The sequence below is a fragment of the Mucilaginibacter boryungensis genome, from assembly GCF_015221995.1.
Lineage (GTDB): Bacteria > Bacteroidota > Bacteroidia > Sphingobacteriales > Sphingobacteriaceae > Mucilaginibacter > Mucilaginibacter boryungensis.
In genome coordinates this window covers 947108-964773 of record NZ_JADFFM010000002.1, presented here as the reverse complement: position 1 = coordinate 964773, position 17666 = coordinate 947108, and the positions used below count along the sequence as shown (strand labels likewise).

The following is a 17666-nucleotide window of genomic DNA, read 5'->3' as shown; positions in this document are numbered from 1 at the left end:
TCCCTTATACAACCAGTTCAATAGCCGGTAGGTTTTCGTATACGAAAGGCTCAGTCGGATCAAGTTTTCCTAAAAAGTCACTTGCAACCGTACATGCCGTCATTCCCTGGTAAGGATATTGAGTGGCGGCAATCTCGAGGATTTCCTGCTCGCTCAGATCTTCACTTATCCAACGCCATGCAAGTTCATCGTTAAGGATTGTAGGCATGCGTTCTTTCGAATTGTGAACCTGCTTCATAAGCGGATTGGCAACGGCGGTTACAAGCGCGACCGTATTAACCATTTCACCAGTCTCCTTATCCGTCCAGGGATTCCATATTGCTGCCATATAAAAATATTCATGTTCACGCAGGCTCACATAATATGGATATTTATCCGGCGTCTTTAATTTTTCCCCGGTCTTCTTATTGGTCCTATACACGTGCCGCCAATCGAAGTAGCCGCTCGAAAGTACCAGGCAGCGGCGATTTTTTGCCGCATCGTAAAACATTGACCGGCGACCACTGCGCTCACTTACAAAAAGGTTTTCTGACTTCGCGTTCAGTTGAGGCTGACCCGGTATATATTTGCCATTAGTGTCTTTATAACCCTTTCGCATCCGGTTTACTTCTTCCCGGGTATTTAAATAGTTTGGGATAAAGCCCCATTCCATTTGGACAATATCGAAGTTTGTATTGCCCTCAGTTGCCACTACTACGGCTACTGGAGTGTCAGTAAACCCACTGATCACACCCGCATTCAGGAAATCATAATTTTTTGTCGCCTTTTCCAGCGTCATTAGCCTGATAAATTCTTCCTTGCTTACCTTCTGACCATTATAATAACACATAAAATTTATTTTTCTAGTTTGTCAATTATTGCACCGATTTCCTCTGCTTCCCTTTGCATACCCTGGGGAATGGATGTCCAGAACTCTTTCCCGCCACTTTTCAGGGCCCGGGTTAAAACAAGTGGCTTTTTATCCGGCGACGAAGAAACATAGTAAACATCTGTGCCGCCAAAAGTTCGCTTACCTATTTTTACCTGGTGCCCGCGGTAAACAGTCTCCCAATCCGTTATTTCCTTTTCCATAATGGGTCATCCTAAAATACGGAAAAATCAAATAAAAGAGACAAGCTTCGCAAGCTATATTTGCGCATGGATTCAGCATTTACCATCGAGATCAACAATATTCGCTTCAATTTTCTTTCTATGAACGTACAAAGGGCGCAGCTGTTTCAGGTCTATGTAAATTTTCAGGGACAAAAACGTCGCTTTCATTTTAAAGAAGACGGTAAAGGGGGATTCATATTCGCCATGAGAGAAGACTGCCCGCCGGAGATTTTGACATGCGAACAGCAACTCTCCGATCATATCCTTGAGTTAGCAAAACAAGACTAATTAAGATCATTATCTAAAAGCTTCAGGCCGTTTCCTTTCAGGCCGCGCTTTTCTCTGCAATCTTCGCTGAAGGATTTCCGTTGCAATCGCTAACGGTAAGTTTCTATAATACCTTTTATCAATTTTTCAATCGAAACGGACAAAAAGGGCAGCGAAGTTTGTGTCCGTATTACTGCACTGAAATAAGATTGCCAAAAGACTACGGCATAATGGAAAAGCTCGTCCCTCACTTTTCCACCCTTCGGGATTTATTCCGTTTCCTTTTGGCCCTTTTGCGGACACACTTCCTGTGCTTTCTTTTTTTCCGTTTTTTCTTTTGAAAAATGGCTTTTCGGGGAAAGGGGCGAGAAAGAGAGTAAACAAACAAATTATTCACTTTTTAATCGCAAACAAAATGCAACAGTTCACAGGAAGAGTAACAGCAGATGCCATCGTAAAAACATTAGATGGCGGTAAGGAAGTAGTCAGTTTCAGCATTGCAGACAATGAAAGCTACAAGCCAAAAGGACAGGATGAGCCTGTACAGATTTCTACATTTTTTAATTGCTCTTATTGGGCGCATACAGGCGTAGCCAAAGTATTGCGCAAGGGCGCAGTCGTACAGGTAAACGGGCGGGTGACTGCAAGACCTTACACTACAAACACAGGTGATGCAGCGGCCTCCCTGAATGTACACGCCAACCGCATCGAGGTGTTGGCTTATGCGACCGACAAGCCTGATAATGCCGCCAAAGGCAAAAAGAATGGCAAACAAAATACCCCGACAGGTAACAGTAACGACGAGGTTAAGGACGACCTCCCGTTTTAAACAGCCATCCATTAACCCAATTATTTATTTCAAAATTTCAATAAGATGTCACACGATATAAATTTCAACGAGCAGACAGGAAAACATAGTTTTTTCAGTGTACAACAAAAAGCATGGCATGGCCTCGGTCAAATAGTTAGCGACTATCCAACAAGCCACGAGGCAATACATTATGCGGGGCTTGACTACGATGTTGCAAAAACTCCATTATTTACAACAGGGCAAGGGCTTTCTATTACCTCGGAGGGGATGGTACAAACTGATACCACCCTGTCCGTGCCTGATTACTTCGCCACCATCCGAACAGATAACAATGCCGTGTTGGGGGTTGTTGGCAAGGATTACGAGGTGATACAAAACCGTGACGCCTTTAGTTTTTTCGACAGCATTGTCGGGGGAGACGGCATTTTCTATGAAACAGCAGGGGCATTAGGCAAAGGGGAACGCATCTTTATCACGGCAAAACTACCCGACTATATTCGGGTAGGCGCGGACGACCTGATTGAAAAATATTTGTTCCTTTCCACCTCGCATGATGGCAGCGGTAGTATTACCGCAGCTTTCACGCCTATCAGGATTGTATGTGCCAACACCCTGAATGCTGCCATGCATAATAAAACCAATACCATCCGCATCCGCCATACTTCCAATGCAAAACAGCGTTTGGAGGAGGCACACAAACTTATGGATATCTCCAATAACCTGAGCCTGCAAATGGAATCCCTGTTTAACACCTGGTCAAAAGTTCTCATTACAGACAAAGACGTGAAACAGCTCATACAGGCTGCATTGGTTCCCAACAAAGAAGTATTGCAAAAACTAAAGGCAGGGGAAGAGGATGAATTATCCACCTGCTTTGTCAATATGTGCGATGCCGCCTGTGAATACGCCCTTAGCAACGAAACGCAACAAATGCAAACAACCAAAGGCACTTTGTTTGGGGCTTATAACGGGGTGACAGGTTATTTCCAAAACGTGCGCAAATACAAAAATGATGAAGCCAAACTGAAATCTATTCTCTTAGGCGGGACAGCCAGTATCCGCACACAGGCTGCATTCAATTTATGCACTGGTTTTGCAAAGAATGGCGCGGACATATTCAAACTCAATTAAGAACAATGCAGGGGCAATGCCCCTGCATCTTTAAGCTTTCAATTATGAAACCGATAGATGAACTAAGCAATACAGAAAAGGCGAAATTATTATTTCAGCTTTTCCCAAATGAGATACCAGCCTTTATAGATTTTCTTTCTGCTATGTGCGAGACAATGCTTGAAAATCAGGAGCAGGAAAAGGCTGCATGGACGAACGGGTTTATCACCTTTGACTTTTGGCGCTCCCTCATTGTACAGGCGCAACAACATATCACCAAATATGGCGCGGGGCTGAAACTCAACGAACGTCTTTTTTCCGAAGTCTTGTTTGAGGGCTATGCTGCCATGTTCACGGTGCATTGCCTCATTATAGCTACCACCGTCAAAAAGCACCCTAATAAAAAATTCAGCCAGACAATTGATTTATTATTTAACCCCTAATCACAAAATCTATGAATTTCTTTCAATCCATAATAGCCCTGCAGGTCGCAGGGGACTGGAAAATAAATATTGCCAAAGAGGCTACGGACAAATTGATTGTATCAGTACTGTTCTATAACGAGGCTATCGGGGACGATGCCCGAAAAATCATCCCGCCAATCCTTTTAAAGGGAACTGCCGAAGAACTGGACGAGGGCTTTTTTACTGCGATTGAACAGCCTGTAAAGGAAACAGCCACCTTGTTCCTGAACATGGAACAGTTTCTCAAACAGCGGGAGGAGGCGAAAAAACAATCCCAAATGGAAAAGGATAAAACAGAGAAGGCTGAAAAGGAACGTAAGGAGAAACAAAAACGCTATGAGGAGGCGCTGAAAAAAGCGGAAGAACTGGAAGCAGAAGGTAAGTTCAGGGATGCATGGCTGAAAGTACCTGACCCTGCCGACTTCCCCGAACAGGCTGAAGCACTACGGCAGCGCAAATCGGAGCTTGCACAAAAATTCGCTCCCGACCTTTTTAATGTTGACGCTAAATAAATCGACCATGTTAGTAATAAGCAGACTACAACGGATATTCCTCTTTAAGGATAAAGAACAGGACATAAGGCTTGCCGACCCTTCGGGCAGCTACAGCCCGGAGGCGGTACTCAATTTCTACGCACAGACCTACCCGATTCTGACGACCGCAAAAATTGAAGGGCCTGAAATATTAAACGATGAAATCACTTATCGTTTTATTTCCACCATCGGCACAAAAGGTTAAGGCGATGAAAACAAATAAGGACACAGGCAGGGTCATCCCGCCACAAACAAAAAGGCAATGGCGACTATATCAGCAGTTAGCACAATGGGCAGAAAACCTCGACAGGCGACAGGACGCGGCACAGTTAAAGAAAGACAGGAAACAGGCAGCACCGCTGGATTTGTTGCCAATGGTTTTTTAAAGCAGCAGTTTCTGCCACTTTACCAGTGCGGCAAATATTTACCCGAACAAGACAAGGCGGAACAGGGACTAAAACAATCCCTGTCCATCTTGTCCGAAAAAGGCATAGAGGTGATTGTTGACTATAAAAATAAAAACTATCCCTATAACATGCTATTGGTTCAGGCAGATTTACAGCAACAGATGGGAGCAGACAAAGACTGCTATGAATTAAGCATCGTTAGCGATGATGCCGACAATATCTTTTTATCAGCAAGGGAAGTATATGACACGGGAACAACTCTATATTTTATCCCTGTCCTTCCTTTATGCCGGCTCATGAAACAGAAAAAACACAGGCAAGCTGCCGACCTCTTGCTATCGGTTTTTGCATACCTGTACCACGTTGTTGGCGTACCCTATTATCGGGATAATTATTCGGCGCTGAACTACTATTATGAAATGACAGAGGAATGGCTGCGGGATGACATCGACAGCTACGAACCCGACGACCAAAACAGGCAATTATCGGAACTCAATAAGGCAAGCCATTACGGAGACCTGGTGCATCGAAAGATATATAACAGCATCCATTTAAACCATATGAGCAAGCGGCTTAACGACTTTACAGCTAAATGTGCGTTTGATTTGAATTGCTTTCAATTGGCACAATCCTTTCACCAATTGGCGCAACAGTTTCCGAACGCGGGGGTATTTGATAATATCCCTGAACTGGACGAGGATGCCACATCCGATGATCAGGTTATAAGGGCGCAGCAATATGTTTCTTTTATTGCCGACACCGATGGCTGGCTCTATGAAAATATTACCGATATGCTCAACAACCAGTTTAATGAATGCGGTTATATGGAACAGCCCACCATCATCGAGGTCTTTACCGAAGAAGCTAAAAGCGATTCAAAAACACTCGACTTCGAAAAGCAGTTATTCCCCCTGATAGCTGATTTATGCATTCTTTTAAATGAAATACCATGAAAGATATAAGCAAATCATTCGGCAGCCTGTACCACCCTTTTAAAGCGATTATCCTTTATAAGGAAAAGGAGGGTGACAAAAGGGTTTATGCAGAAAGCTACGACATGAGCAATGAGGGTTACCCCGTAAACGCCCATCCTTTGAGTGTCAGGGAAGGGGCTTCACTGGCAAAGGCGCTCGATACAGGCTGTGAACTGGAGCAAAGCTTTTTACAGCCAGCAGGCTTGCTGCCAAAGAACCTTCTTTACATGAAACACGGCAGGCTCGGTTATGCGCTATGGCATACCCCCGCCATGAGGGTAAACCTTTTATTTAAAAACGAATTAGACATTCCATCGGGCAAGGCAGCCATCCCTGAATTATTATGGCTAGCGGGCAGGGAACAGCTAAATATCTATGCCCTGAAAAAGGAAACGGAACTGGAAATGGACACCCCACTCTACCATGCACCATTCTTCAATGTCCACCCCAACGGCAATGTTTGTATGGGTACAGTGAACGTTGATATACATAGTCAATGTTCCCTTGAATTATTTATGCAACAGTGGCAGGAGTATTTTTTCAATAGCTATTTCAGCCACCTGATACAACAAAACAGCCCTGTAAAAGGCAATATTATACAGCTATGGCAAAGTCTTGTCGGCACAAAGAAAATCTTTCCTCAATCCCAACTTGTAAAAAACGGTCGAACTATTAAAAACTTAATCCGATGAACCAGTTACCCAATATCCATTTTACAGATAATTATCTGCTGCATCCCTACAATCCGGTTACGGTTAACCTGATTGGCGCTGGGGGAACAGGCTCGCAAATGCTGACCGCCCTTGCACGCATGAACCATTCTCTAACCGCTTTAGGTCATGCAGGTTTGCAGGTGACGCTATACGATGATGATAAAATATCAGAAGCCAATTTGGGCAGGCAGCTTTTTGCCGAAAGCGAGATAGGTTTGTATAAATCTTTGGCATTGATCAACAGGGTCAACCGATTTTTTGGCACTAACTGGAAAGCGATAACAAAAAAGTTTTGTGTAAAAACGCTGCTCAAAGAATCCAATAACGGGGCTGCCAACATTAACATTAGTTGTGTCGATACGGTTGCCGCACGTTACGAGATTGCCACTGTCTTAAAGGAGCATGCATACATCAAAAATGTAGGGGACAAAATTTTGTATTGGATGGATTGCGGTAATGCGCAGTTTACGGGGCAGGTCATTCTTTCAACTTTAGTGGAAATTAAACAGCCCGATTCTAAAAAGTTTACGCCCATTGCCACCCTGCCTTTAGTTACGGATGAATTTAAACTTTTGCTCGATAATGAAGTCGATAATAACGAGCCGAGCTGCTCTCTTGCCGAGGCACTGGAAAAGCAGGACTTATATATCAACTCAACTATAGCCAACCTCGCAGGCTCTTTACTTTGGCAGCTATTCAGGGAAGGGATGGTAGAAAACAGGGGCTTTTTTGTAAACCTGAAGGATTTCAGGGTACAGCCGTTAAAGGTAGCCTGAAATGGCTGAAGCAGCCCTGTTTCAAAGCGCTTCTTTTCTTTGTCAGACGCAACGGAAAGAAAAGAAGCAAAAGAAAATGCGTTAAGGATTTTATAAACTGAAAGGTTATTTTTCGATTTTTGGTTAAACTTGTAAAAAGCAGATAGCGATGGGAATGATGATTTTGGGAGTGTTGGTATTGCTCACAGGCATAGCACTCCGCTACAGCTACGGCAGGGCACGTTATAACAAACGGTTCGAACCTGTAAAAGTGATTTCTTATGAAAGGAAAATAATGTCCAATACCGGGCAGGAGTTAAAATTCTTCCTCTATATCGCCTGCATCATTGTTGGTCTTATCCTTTTGACAATGGGTTATATCATCCATAAAGACCCTAATGCAAACGACTTGAAAAGGCCGACTACTTCTGCGGTCATCAAATCCCATTGATAAAATAGCTGGCCAGCACATCCTTCGGAAGAGCTGGCTTTTTTTTGTTGACAGCCAGATACCTGAAAAGGTATTCTTTCTGCCTGATGAAACTGGATTTCCTTTTCAGCTAACAGGCTGTTAGCCTCTGTTATGAGTGCTTCTTTTTAAATTATTTTTCTAAAGAGATTTGCGAGGCATCTTTGATCACGATCTCCGGCTTTCCATTATACATTTGTTGCACTCCCCGCACACATATTCTTTTCCCTCTGAAGTATTCCGCCGGGTTGTCCCCGAATTGCTGTCCGATCTTCTTATGGATAACCACCGTTAGTTTCTGATTTGGATATGCTGCCCCAAGATTTAACAAGGTCGTTCCTGAACCGGCAAAATAGCGTCCATCGTACACTTTCTCACAGATTATATTCTGATTTTCTGCCTTAGTTGGTACACGATTGCTATTGTTTGTCTTGTAATTTCCGAACACCTCATTCAACACCGCAGCCAGGCGAATGCCGCCCTGCTCGATCCGCTCTTCAATGGTCGGCATATGTTGCTGGTAGTAATTATCGCTAATAGCCCGGCCATGCATCTGATCAACCTCTGCATATAAACGGCTGCTGATCTCGTAACTTTCCCAGGCCCAATCAATGGCCGGGGTACTTTCCCAAGCTTTGATTTTTTGCTGACCGATATGGTCATATTGCACTGCCAATTGCTGATCGCTCATTCCCTGCTGTTCGATTAACTTCGTATCCCAAAGGCTGTGCAGGTTTGTGCCTTTACCACTGAAATTCACTTGTATTGTATTGCCGCCCTTATCTTCAGCTCTGCTCACATGCATGGGTTGGTGAATGTCGCCGACAAAATGGATCAGGAATTTTAACGCTTCAGTTTTTTGATCTTTAGAAGCCGTCTTATCCTTTAGTATAGTTTCAGTTTTTAGTATTTCATTATAGACATTGCCATTTGACATTGTTGTCACAGTACGCACAAATTCCTCATGATTTAATCCAAGTGGCAGGTTTAGAAAATGCCAGGAAGATGTCTTACGATAGGCTCCTTGATTTCTTATTTCATCCGCCCAGGTGCTTGCATCAGCCATGCTTTGTCCGTCCAGAAGCTCAGTAACCGCCGCCTTTGCGCCTGCATTCAAATGCCTTTCCGCTATGTCAGCAATCGTCCTATGCCCTGTAATGCCCCAAGAAATGAAAACAAGTGAAAATATACAGATCACAACACTGCTTACGATTTTTTTCATGCCCAAAGATAAGACGGCAATGTTATGGAAGTGATCGAAATAGGCGTAAAAAAATAACGCCCCCAATCACTCGCTGAACGGGGGCATTAACCTAAACCTTATCACAATTTGTGTGAGATTTCAAATATAGCATTTAGATTATATAATGAAATTACTGAGGCTACATTTTCATTTAGTGTTTAGTGCCTTAAGCTTTTCACTTAATTCACTGAGCCCTGCTTTTTGCAGGCAGTCCTCTGAAATCTTTGAAAGCTCTGCAAAAATATCCTTTGGCACATTAGCCAGTAATCCGCCTGCTTCCTCATCGCCTTTGCTGTTCAAGCCACGCTGGATCACATTACTGAGCAGCAGGACGTGCTTCCTTGACATCTTAAGATCGATCTTCACCATTTCGTTCATTCCGGGACTACTCAATACTGTATCAAATACTTTTCCCGCTTCACTTGCTGTTAGCATACCATTTAATTTAAGTGTAACAATATTGTTTTAAGGGCTAATGTATGGAAGCCAATTTTATCGGATAGCAGCTCTTTAAAATTTAAAGGGCTGCAAGTGAAGCCGTAAGCGCTCGGTAATTTCGTATCACAAATTAACAGGAAGGGTTGAAGGCGATGGATAAGAAATTGAATAGTGTCTCCTGTAATACGGCAAATCAAATTGACCTTGTTACGTATCTTGCTGATTGTGGCTTTGAGCCCGTTAAAGTTCGCGGTGAAAACTACTGGTATCTTTCACCCTTACGAAGTGAAAATACTGCCTCTTTTAAAATCAATAGAAGGCTGAATAGATGGTATGATCATGGCATTGGGAAAGGCGGCAAACTGGTAGATCTTGGAATCTCTCTTTTCGACTGCAGTGTTTCAGAATTTCTTAAAAAACTTACCGGTTCTGTTTCTTCTCATAAGCCGTCGCTTCTGCCTTTTGCAACCCTTGAGAACGTACCAATAATTACCGTCGAAGAGGTAAAACCCATCCAGTCACCGGCCTTATTGAAATACCTCTGCTCAAGAAAGATCGCCATCGAATTAGCACTTAAATATTGCTGCCAAGTCCATTATTCCATTGGCCCCAAAACCTTTTATGCATTGGGCTTCGCAAATGGTGCCGGCGGTTATGAATTGCGCAGCAAATATTTTAAAGGAAGCAGCAGTCCGAAGGGCCTCACACTGATAAAAAACGGCTTTGATCAGCTATGCATATTTGAAGGTTTCTTTGATTTTCTATCTTATCTAACCATATATCAAAACAGACTGTCTGGCACGGACTATCTTATCCTCAATAGCCTTTCGTTTTTCGAAAAAGCGATCCTGCTGTCAGCCGGATACAATCTTAAACGTCTCTATCTCGACCGGGATAAAGCCGGACAAAATTGCAGTCGCCAGGCTATTGCTATGAAACAGCATTATTTTGATGAAAGTGGACTTTACTATGGATACAAAGACCTTAATGATTACCTGGTATATAAGCCTACAAATGGGCAGCAGTAATAGTAACGCTAAAGCAGGCTGCATAACGCAAAGTTGTACAATCTCTGTGCATTGCAAAAGTGCATGCCGATTTAGCAAATGCTCGAGTTATAACTGCCTTAAGAAAGGGCAAGCAATAAAGATTGCTGTGTTTTTTGCAATCGGCCAGATGTACGGTTGTATCACAACCGGATCTGGCCGCCGGGCACTCCGAAGTCGTTGGCGGTAACTGATGAGCCGCTTAAGGTTAAATTTTGAAAAGATTGTGTGAAAATGATTAGTGATGATGGAACAAGTTAACAATAAAACAAAATGGCTGCACCTGCGGCTCAGCCCCACAGAACAGGCGCATATTAATAAGGCGTTTAAGAAGACCACCTGCAGGAAATTAAGTGATTATGCCCGCAGCATTTTGATGGGTAAGCCAGTTGTCAGCACCTATCGGGACAGTTCCCTTGATGACTTTATGACAGAGCTGATGAAGCTGAAAAACGACCTCAACGCCTGCGGTAACAATTTCAACCAGGCAGTCCGGAAACTGAATTCTTTGGACAAAATAGAAGACAAAAAAAGATGGTTCAGCTATTATGATAGCAGCCGTCAAATCCTCCAGGACTGCATACAACAGGTAGATAACTACTTGTCAAAAATGGCAGACCAATGGTTGCAGTGATCCACTCTGGAAAAAGTTTTAAGCGTCCTTTGAACTATAATGAACAGAAAGTTGCAGAGGGTGTAGCCGTATGCCTGGAGGCGGTCAATTATCCGAAAACTGCCGACCAATTATCCTTCAATCAGAAACTAAAACGGTTCGAAAAACAAGCAGCACTGAATGAAAACACAAAGGTAAACTGTGTTCACATCTCCCTAAATTTTGATCCTTCAGAACGTTTACCCGAGGACAAATTAAAAAGAATTGCAGCCGATTATATGGACCTGATCGCCTTTGGTGACCAGCCTTATTTGGTCTATCGTCATGACGATGCCGGACACCCCCATATACATATTATTACTACCAATATCAGGTATGACGGCAGCCGGATAGAGCTGCATAACTTGGGAAAGAACCAGTCCGAAAAGGCCCGCAAAGAAATTGAGTTGAAGTATGGATTACTCCGGCCGGAGGACAGTAAACAACGGCAGGCATATGAATTAAACCCGGTGAATGTCCAAAAAGTACTATACGGAAAAGCGGCAACCAAAAGAGCGGTTACAACCGTTCTGTCAAAAATAATACCGGCTTATAAATATACTTCCCTTCATGAATTGAATGCTATCCTGAAGCAGTACAATATTGTTGCGGACAGGGGAAGTGTCCAATCAAATATTTACCGTAATAACGGTTTGGTTTATCGCATTTTGGATGAACAGGATAACAAAGTCGGTGTACCCATCAAAGCCAGTGATATATATAATGCACCGACATTAAAGAACCTGGAAGCAAAATTTGGCGCCAATGATGCTTACCGGCAATCGCATAAAGCAAGAGTTAAAAATGCCATTGACTGGACGCTGTTAAAGACAGAAAGGCCGACCCTTTCCGGGTTAATGGAAGCCCTAAAAAAACAAGGCATCCAAGTTGTGATCCGGCAAAATGAGGCGAGACAGATATATGGTATCACCTACGTTGACCATCAGACCAAGTGTGTCTTTAATGGTAGCGATCTGGGCAAACAATATAGCGCGAAAGCCATACAGGATCGATGTGGCACAAGCGAGAATGGCAATACCGAAAAGCCGTTCCAAAAAGAAAAGGCCGGCGAAAATCAGGATGCAGTTAATGGAACTTTAAGATTCCCAAATACTGTAGACTTGAATGTTGTAGATGAATTACTACGGCAGGAATATACAGGAGATACCATGCCATTTGACTTGAAAAGACATAAAAAGAAGAAGCGCAAGCGCTTATCTAATGATCAATAATAAAATCTCTTCATCGGAGAATTAAGGAGGACTGGTTATGATGCAGACAGGGGAAAACGAGCAAGCATTAAGAAAAATATTGGATATGACCCGGATGATCAGTATGATCATTTTGGGATTACATTTTTACTATTACTGCTATAAAGCTTTTGAGACGTGGCACCTGACCGCCGCCATTTCCGACAGGCTGATGGCCAATATCGGCAACACCGGACTGTTCCGGAATTTTCATACATCCAAACTGATCGCTTTGGGCCTGCTTGGGATTTCTTTATTAGGCTCAAAGGGTAGAAAAGATGAAAAACTAAACTTTAAAACGGCGCTCAGTTACCTTGTGATTGGCTTACTGGTTTATTTCGTAAGCTACCTTTTTTTACTTTTACCGTTCAGCGGAACAAACCTTGCCATCGGTTATATTTCAGTAACCATTGTGGGGTATCTCATTATGATAAGCGGTGGTGCGCTGTTATCCCGTATCATTAAAGACAGACTGAACAGCAAGGATATTTTCAATAAGGAAAATGAAACATTCCCGCAGGAAGAACGGCTATTAGAAAACGACTATTCCATTAATCTGCCGGCACAATATAAACTAAAAGGTAAAATCCGTAAGAGTTGGGTCAATATTATCAACCCATTCCGTGCGCTGCTTGTTTTGGGTTCACCGGGTGCAGGCAAGTCATATTTTGTGATACGGCATGTCATTACCCAGCACATCAAAAAAGGCTTTACCATGTTCGTCTATGACTTTAAATTCGATGACCTGTCGATCATCGTTTACAATACCTGGTTGCAAAATAAGCACCGCTACACATCCCCTTCCGAATTTTACGTGATCAATTTTGATGACCTCACCCGCAGCCATCGCTGCAACCCTTTAGACCCTTTATCCATGTTTGATATAACAGATGCGTCTGAATCGGCGCGGACCATTTTATTGGGACTGAACCGGGAATGGATCAAAAGACAAGGTGATTTTTTCGTGGAGTCTCCTATCAATTTTTTATCGGCGATCATTTGGTTTTTACGCAAATACCAGGACGGCGAATTCTGCACGTTGCCCCATGTGATTGAACTCATGCAGATGGATTATGACAGCCTATTTACGTTGCTACGGACTGAAAAAGAGATCGAGGTGCTCATCAATCCCTTCGTAAACGCTTACCTCAACGACGTCATGGAACAGTTGGAAGGCCAAATTGCATCCGCTAAAATCGCTATGGCAAGGCTGTCTTCGCCGCAATTATATTACGTGCTATCCGGCAATGATTTTACCTTAGACATCAACGACCCTGAAAAACCGAAGCTGGTTTGTATGGGCAATAACCCCCAGAAAATACAGATCTACGGGGCAGTGCTATCACTATATGTTAACCGCCTGGTGAAACTGGTGAATAAGAAAGGCAAACTGAAAAGCAGCCTGGTATTCGACGAGTTCCCAACCATTTATCTCAATAACATGGACAGCCTGATAGCCACCGCAAGAAGTAATAAGGTCGCGACCTGCTTAGGAATACAGGACTTCAGCCAGCTACGCAAAGATTATGGACGCGAACAGGCAGACGTCATTATGAATATTGCAGGCAACATCGTGTCCGGCCAAGTTACGGGCGACACCGCCAAACAACTTTCCGAACGCTTTGGCAAAATCATGCAGGACAGGGAAAGCCTATCGGTCAACAGCCAGGACACTTCTCTCAGCAGGTCGAAACAACTGGAAGCCGCCGTGCCCCCGTCTAAAATTTCCTCCTTGAGTTCCGGAGAGTTCGTCGGGATGGTTGCGGACGACCCGGATAATAAAATTGAGCTAAAAACCTTCCATTGCGAGATTTTAAATGACCATGAAGCGCTGAAAAACGAGCAGGATAACTATCGGGACATACCAGTCATAAAGACACTGAATAACGCGATTGTGCAACAGAACTACCTGCAGGTGAAGCAGGACGTGCAGGATATTATTAACGCAGAAATGGAGCGGTTGATGAGTGACCCGGCACTGCAATATTTAATAATTAAAAAAAGCTAAATTAAATAGCTTTTAGACCTTGGTTTTATTTTGTTTAAGTCCATTTCTCCATTTAAAATGTACCTTTATTTATTGTGGAATGCCCATAAATACTTCGTTGAAGTATCAAGTACTTAATAACTTAAAATGGCAACAACTGTAAATGCAGCCTTTGATATTTTCCTGAAAGATGCGGTTAGGTTGGACCCGGCCCGGTCTGATACAGCTAAGACGAGCAAAACCTCGCTGGTAGATGAAATAATAAAATTTCCAGGTGATGGATTGTTCCCTCTTTTACATCCGGATCTAAGTATTGATTACGGATCCTTTTCAAGGAAAACCAAAATCCGGCCGTTAAACGACATAGACTTAATGATCATTTTACACGCGCAGGGTAGTAGTTATTATGAGTATCCAGACCGGATTGAAATTACGGTTAGCGCCAGCGCCACCACCTTAAGCGCCCTTTGCAATGATGGCACTTATATTTTGAATTCAAAAAAAGTCAATAATAAATTTAAAGATTACTTAGGCAATGTACCTAAATATGAAAAGGCGGAAATAAAGCGTAATCTCGAGGCAGTCACCCTAAAGCTTGTTTCCTACGAATGGGTCTATGATATTGTACCCTGTTTTATTACCAACCCTGATGCTGCCGGACGAACCTTCTACTTAATCCCGGATGGCCAGGGCAACTGGAAAAAGACCGATCCAAGGATTGACAAAGCACGAACAATAGCCGTTAACCAGGCCCAAACCATTTCGGTTTTAGATGTGATCCGAATCATCAAGTATTGGACAAGCAGGCCAACAATGCCGACGATTAAATCTTATTTTCTGGAAAATTTGATTTTGAATTATTATGGTACAGTAGATAAGAGCCAGGGGTATATTGATGTGGAAATACCTAAACTACTTGCAAGTATTTACCATAGCATTGAATCCCCCTTCAATGATCCAAAAGGCTTTCAAGGCGATATTAATCACCTAAGCTATGAAGAAAGGGTTAAAGTTAAGGAAAGGGCAGCCATAGATTATAACAGAGCAATTGAAGCAGGAAAATTAGAGGGTGCCGGTAAAATGAAAGAAGCCATTGAAAAATGGGGAGAAATTTTTGGTGGTCAGTTTCCAACATACTCATAAATATGGATACAGTATTTACGCGTCAAAACGAAGAAGCCAATATAGACAGGTTATGCGCACAGAAGCAATTGTACATTGAAGCAAAGAAGATTTTTATGCTTCAAATAATACTCACTGTGCCAGTAACAATTCTGCTCTCGTTGGTAAAAATTATTCTTTTTACTGTCTTTAATATCGACATTTCTGCCTATGTGCTCGTCTATGGTATATCATTGACCTTAATAGATTTGATCGTCATCAATTTGGTCATTAATGATTTTAAACTAAGTGCTGCAAAGATTCAGGAATTGTTTGATTGTTCTGTTTATGATTTAGAATGGAATAAGTTTTGTGCCGGCAAAAAGCCTAATCAGGAAATAATTAACAAATACAGTGGAAAGTTTAAATTGTCAGGGCGGCCTGAATCTAAATTAAAGGATTGGTATCCGATAGAACTAGCCAATCAAACGCCAACAAAAACCATTGTGCTCTGTCAGAAAACAAACCTTAATTATGACACTTCGATCAGAAAACGTTTTAGGAGTAATACCCTAATTGTCGCATTTGTTACCTTATTGATCCTGATAGTTTTCGCCTTGTTTAACGGTTTTTCAGTAAAGGACTTTATCACTCAAATTGCATGTTCTTTTCTACCTGTCTTCGTACTCACAGCTAAAATAGTTATTGAGCAAAATAAGACCTTGAAGAACTCCGAGGAACTCAGAAACAATATCGAAGGGATATTGGATGACGAAGATAATATTACCCGCAAAGAGATTAGGAGCATACAAGACAAACTTTATACAAGCCGAAAAGACAGTGCATTAATTCCGGAGTTTTTCTACGATAAAATTAGAGACAAACTGGAGGTTGAAATGCACCATAACGCTGCAAACTATTAAATATAGCCAGCTCCATGAGTATTAACAATCGGCTCACTCAGTTTGCTCAAAAGCAGTTGGTTCTGGCGCACAATAAGCAGGAACGCGCAGCCATTATCAGGTCGCTGGACAACCTGGAGCGAAGCTTGGATGATGAATTTGGCGATGAAATAGAAGAGTTCCTGAGGTTCGGCTCTTTCACTAGAAATACAATTCTCCCCCGGTCATACGACCCTAATTCCGATGTGGATTTAATGGTTGTGTTCAATTCCGCGGACGGTTTGTACGCGCCGTCAACCTATAGAAAATGGATTCGCGATTTCCTAACTGTGGCCTATCCGAAATCAATATCAAAAAAGGACTTTCCCGCAGTTATACTCGAATTGAATCATATAAAGTTTGATATAGTCCCGGCTTATACAACGTCCAACCTATTATTCGGAACCAGGTTTTACATCCCTGGCCGCGATGAGACTTGGCGTTTAACATCACCCAATGAGATCAATAGTAAGCTGGCGACTAAGAATAAGACTTACGGAGACAATATTATCAGGAACGTAGTCCGATTATGCAAACACTGGAATGCCGGGTTTGGATACCCTTTCCAATCTTATTTATTGGAAAGGCAAATTATCGATTTGATTTTCTGGGGAAATGAAAATACTTACTCACGTTTTTTAAAAACAATTGAGGTAGTGGGCGCCGATTTTAGAGCGGTAAAAAACGCCGTTTACTGGATAAAAGAATATGGACATAGAGGTGACGAATACAAACAAGCCCAATGGATTCGAAAATTATTGCCAGGGTTTCCATATTAGCTATTGCGAAGCAACCTCTATTTAGGGTCTAAAAGTGCCCGAATGACGCGAGTGTCTTGATAAGTTTTCTTCAATTATTTAAGTCTGTTTTATACCTTGGGGCACTACTACAACAATACCGTATTTAAATCTTATCAATGCTTCACCAGGAAAGTCTATTTAATTCATGTCTTTTTTTATTACAGGCAATTCGGCTGAAAATACTGGGAGTTTTCCAATTTATTAGCATGGGCAATGGCCTGCAACTCTCAAAAATATTTTTTAAAATATATACTATTCAAAGTCCTTTCAGAAGTAAATTTCTGTATACATTTGACACTTGTTGACAAGTCAAAAATACAGCAATTTGAAAAACTTTGGTGAGACCATTCGCGATATCCGCGAAAGAAAGAAACTTTTGCTCAGACAGGTGGCAGCGTCTTTAGAAGTCGACACGGCATTGGTGAGTAAATTAGAACGGGGTGAGAGAAAGGCCCAAAGAGAACAAGTTAGTAAACTGGCCAAACTCTTTGGGGTGCCTGAAGAATCATTGATGGTCATATGGCTATCCGACAGGGTATTAAATATATTGGAACAAGAACCTTTAGCAAACGAGGTATTAAAACAAACTGAAAAACGCATTAATCATAATTAA

21 protein-coding genes are annotated in these 17666 nt (G+C 42.3%); 17 read left to right on the top strand and 4 right to left on the bottom strand.

All coding sequences use genetic code 11. From position 1 onward, the window contains the following. Positions 1 to 4: 4 nt before the first annotated feature. Together IRJ18_RS17200 and IRJ18_RS17195 are read right to left on the bottom strand one after the other, a co-directional pair. Complete coding sequence (locus IRJ18_RS17200) at positions 5 to 829, bottom strand: SOS response-associated peptidase (protein WP_147030532.1); 825 nt, start codon at positions 827 to 829, stop codon at positions 5 to 7. A 5-nt stretch (positions 830 to 834) separates the two neighbouring features. Continuing rightward, complete coding sequence (locus tag IRJ18_RS17195; RefSeq protein WP_147030533.1) at positions 835 to 1071, bottom strand: hypothetical protein; 237 nt, start codon at positions 1069 to 1071, stop codon at positions 835 to 837. A 66-nt stretch (positions 1072 to 1137) separates the two neighbouring features. On the opposite strand from IRJ18_RS17195, the gene IRJ18_RS17190 reads away from it, so the two are divergent. The 9 genes from IRJ18_RS17190 (at position 1138) to IRJ18_RS17150 (ending at position 7147) form a co-directional block, all read left to right on the top strand. Next, positions 1138 to 1380, top strand: coding sequence for a hypothetical protein (locus IRJ18_RS17190; RefSeq protein WP_147030534.1), 243 nt, complete (start codon positions 1138 to 1140; stop codon positions 1378 to 1380). Between the two features lie 394 nt (positions 1381 to 1774). Beyond that, on the top strand, positions 1775 to 2188 hold the full coding sequence (locus IRJ18_RS17185; RefSeq protein WP_194107534.1) for a single-stranded DNA-binding protein: 414 nt from the start codon (positions 1775 to 1777) through the stop codon (positions 2186 to 2188). 45 nt (positions 2189 to 2233) lie between these two features. After that, complete coding sequence (locus tag IRJ18_RS17180) at positions 2234 to 3301, top strand: DUF932 domain-containing protein (protein WP_194107533.1); 1068 nt, start codon at positions 2234 to 2236, stop codon at positions 3299 to 3301. Between the two features lie 44 nt (positions 3302 to 3345). Continuing rightward, positions 3346 to 3723: a hypothetical protein gene (locus tag IRJ18_RS17175; RefSeq protein ID WP_194107532.1), complete on the top strand. Its 378-nt coding sequence runs from the start codon at positions 3346 to 3348 to the stop codon at positions 3721 to 3723. Positions 3724 to 3734: 11 nt separating this feature from the next. Next, positions 3735 to 4256, top strand: coding sequence for a PRTRC system protein E (locus IRJ18_RS17170; RefSeq protein WP_194107531.1), 522 nt, complete (start codon positions 3735 to 3737; stop codon positions 4254 to 4256). Positions 4257 to 4263: 7 nt separating this feature from the next. Then, on the top strand, positions 4264 to 4482 hold the full coding sequence (locus IRJ18_RS17165) for a PRTRC system protein C (RefSeq protein WP_194107530.1): 219 nt from the start codon (positions 4264 to 4266) through the stop codon (positions 4480 to 4482). Positions 4483 to 4566: 84 nt separating this feature from the next. Beyond that, positions 4567 to 5637 carry a hypothetical protein gene (locus IRJ18_RS17160; RefSeq protein ID WP_194107529.1) on the top strand — a complete coding sequence of 357 codons (1071 nt, stop codon included), beginning with the start codon at positions 4567 to 4569 and terminating at the stop codon, positions 5635 to 5637. Continuing rightward, positions 5634 to 6350: a PRTRC system protein B gene (locus tag IRJ18_RS17155; RefSeq protein ID WP_194107528.1), complete on the top strand. Its 717-nt coding sequence runs from the start codon at positions 5634 to 5636 to the stop codon at positions 6348 to 6350. The genes IRJ18_RS17160 and IRJ18_RS17155 overlap by 4 nt, the downstream gene beginning before the upstream one ends. Continuing rightward, positions 6347 to 7147: a PRTRC system ThiF family protein gene (locus tag IRJ18_RS17150; protein WP_194107527.1), complete on the top strand. Its 801-nt coding sequence runs from the start codon at positions 6347 to 6349 to the stop codon at positions 7145 to 7147. Before IRJ18_RS17155 ends, IRJ18_RS17150 begins: the two co-directional genes overlap by 4 nt. A 581-nt stretch (positions 7148 to 7728) precedes the next feature. Here the strand turns inward: IRJ18_RS17150 and IRJ18_RS17145 are convergent. Together IRJ18_RS17145 and IRJ18_RS17140 are read right to left on the bottom strand one after the other, a co-directional pair. Beyond that, entirely contained in the window at positions 7729 to 8817 is a 1089-nt protein-coding gene (locus IRJ18_RS17145) for a S1/P1 nuclease (protein ID WP_194107526.1), read from the bottom strand. 168 nt (positions 8818 to 8985) lie between these two features. Further along, positions 8986 to 9273, bottom strand: a complete 288-nt coding sequence (locus tag IRJ18_RS17140) for a hypothetical protein (RefSeq protein WP_147030545.1) — start codon at positions 9271 to 9273, stop codon at positions 8986 to 8988. 155 nt (positions 9274 to 9428) lie between these two features. On the opposite strand from IRJ18_RS17140, the gene IRJ18_RS17135 reads away from it, so the two are divergent. The 8 genes from IRJ18_RS17135 to IRJ18_RS17100 all read left to right on the top strand — a co-directional run bounded on the left by IRJ18_RS17135 (position 9429) and on the right by IRJ18_RS17100 (position 17666). Beyond that, the gene (locus tag IRJ18_RS17135) at positions 9429 to 10304 is read left to right on the top strand and encodes a toprim domain-containing protein (RefSeq protein ID WP_194107525.1); all 876 of its coding nucleotides are present in this window, start codon (positions 9429 to 9431) and stop codon (positions 10302 to 10304) included. Between the two features lie 262 nt (positions 10305 to 10566). Further along, on the top strand, positions 10567 to 10956 hold the full coding sequence (locus IRJ18_RS17130) for a plasmid mobilization protein (RefSeq protein ID WP_194107524.1): 390 nt from the start codon (positions 10567 to 10569) through the stop codon (positions 10954 to 10956). 29 nt (positions 10957 to 10985) lie between these two features. Continuing rightward, positions 10986 to 12206, top strand: a complete 1221-nt coding sequence (locus IRJ18_RS17125; protein WP_377094018.1) for a relaxase/mobilization nuclease domain-containing protein — start codon at positions 10986 to 10988, stop codon at positions 12204 to 12206. A gap of 40 nt (positions 12207 to 12246) precedes the next feature. Further along, positions 12247 to 14232, top strand: a complete 1986-nt coding sequence (mobC, locus tag IRJ18_RS17120; RefSeq protein WP_194108269.1) for a conjugal transfer protein MobC — start codon at positions 12247 to 12249, stop codon at positions 14230 to 14232. 126 nt (positions 14233 to 14358) lie between these two features. Beyond that, positions 14359 to 15354: a nucleotidyltransferase family protein gene (locus IRJ18_RS17115; RefSeq protein ID WP_194107522.1), complete on the top strand. Its 996-nt coding sequence runs from the start codon at positions 14359 to 14361 to the stop codon at positions 15352 to 15354. 2 nt (positions 15355 to 15356) lie between these two features. Next, entirely contained in the window at positions 15357 to 16235 is an 879-nt protein-coding gene (locus IRJ18_RS17110) for an S-4TM family putative pore-forming effector (RefSeq protein WP_194107521.1), read from the top strand. Positions 16236 to 16249: 14 nt separating this feature from the next. Further along, positions 16250 to 17032: an SMODS domain-containing nucleotidyltransferase gene (locus tag IRJ18_RS17105; protein WP_194107520.1), complete on the top strand. Its 783-nt coding sequence runs from the start codon at positions 16250 to 16252 to the stop codon at positions 17030 to 17032. Between the two features lie 346 nt (positions 17033 to 17378). Continuing rightward, positions 17379 to 17666: a helix-turn-helix domain-containing protein gene (locus IRJ18_RS17100; protein ID WP_194107519.1), complete on the top strand. Its 288-nt coding sequence runs from the start codon at positions 17379 to 17381 to the stop codon at positions 17664 to 17666.

Excerpts from the sequence above, each read along its gene's own strand:
- IRJ18_RS17200 (WP_147030532.1), bottom strand. The coding sequence starts at position 829 with ATGTGTTATTATAATGGTCAGAAGGTAAGCAAGGAAGAATTTATCAGG.
- IRJ18_RS17195 (WP_147030533.1), bottom strand. The coding sequence starts at position 1,071 with ATGGAAAAGGAAATAACGGATTGGGAGACTGTTTACCGCGGGCACCAG.
- IRJ18_RS17190 (WP_147030534.1), top strand. The coding sequence starts at position 1,138 with ATGGATTCAGCATTTACCATCGAGATCAACAATATTCGCTTCAATTTT.
- IRJ18_RS17185 (WP_194107534.1), top strand. The coding sequence starts at position 1,775 with ATGCAACAGTTCACAGGAAGAGTAACAGCAGATGCCATCGTAAAAACA.
- IRJ18_RS17180 (WP_194107533.1), top strand. The coding sequence starts at position 2,234 with ATGTCACACGATATAAATTTCAACGAGCAGACAGGAAAACATAGTTTT.
- IRJ18_RS17175 (WP_194107532.1), top strand. The coding sequence starts at position 3,346 with ATGAAACCGATAGATGAACTAAGCAATACAGAAAAGGCGAAATTATTA.
- IRJ18_RS17170 (WP_194107531.1), top strand. The coding sequence starts at position 3,735 with ATGAATTTCTTTCAATCCATAATAGCCCTGCAGGTCGCAGGGGACTGG.
- IRJ18_RS17165 (WP_194107530.1), top strand. The coding sequence starts at position 4,264 with ATGTTAGTAATAAGCAGACTACAACGGATATTCCTCTTTAAGGATAAA.
- IRJ18_RS17160 (WP_194107529.1), top strand. The coding sequence starts at position 4,567 with ATGGGCAGAAAACCTCGACAGGCGACAGGACGCGGCACAGTTAAAGAA.
- IRJ18_RS17155 (WP_194107528.1), top strand. The coding sequence starts at position 5,634 with ATGAAAGATATAAGCAAATCATTCGGCAGCCTGTACCACCCTTTTAAA.
- IRJ18_RS17150 (WP_194107527.1), top strand. The coding sequence starts at position 6,347 with ATGAACCAGTTACCCAATATCCATTTTACAGATAATTATCTGCTGCAT.
- IRJ18_RS17145 (WP_194107526.1), bottom strand. The coding sequence starts at position 8,817 with ATGAAAAAAATCGTAAGCAGTGTTGTGATCTGTATATTTTCACTTGTT.
- IRJ18_RS17140 (WP_147030545.1), bottom strand. The coding sequence starts at position 9,273 with ATGCTAACAGCAAGTGAAGCGGGAAAAGTATTTGATACAGTATTGAGT.
- IRJ18_RS17135 (WP_194107525.1), top strand. The coding sequence starts at position 9,429 with ATGGATAAGAAATTGAATAGTGTCTCCTGTAATACGGCAAATCAAATT.
- IRJ18_RS17130 (WP_194107524.1), top strand. The coding sequence starts at position 10,567 with ATGATGGAACAAGTTAACAATAAAACAAAATGGCTGCACCTGCGGCTC.
- mobC (WP_194108269.1), top strand. The coding sequence starts at position 12,247 with ATGCAGACAGGGGAAAACGAGCAAGCATTAAGAAAAATATTGGATATG.
- IRJ18_RS17115 (WP_194107522.1), top strand. The coding sequence starts at position 14,359 with ATGGCAACAACTGTAAATGCAGCCTTTGATATTTTCCTGAAAGATGCG.
- IRJ18_RS17110 (WP_194107521.1), top strand. The coding sequence starts at position 15,357 with ATGGATACAGTATTTACGCGTCAAAACGAAGAAGCCAATATAGACAGG.
- IRJ18_RS17105 (WP_194107520.1), top strand. The coding sequence starts at position 16,250 with ATGAGTATTAACAATCGGCTCACTCAGTTTGCTCAAAAGCAGTTGGTT.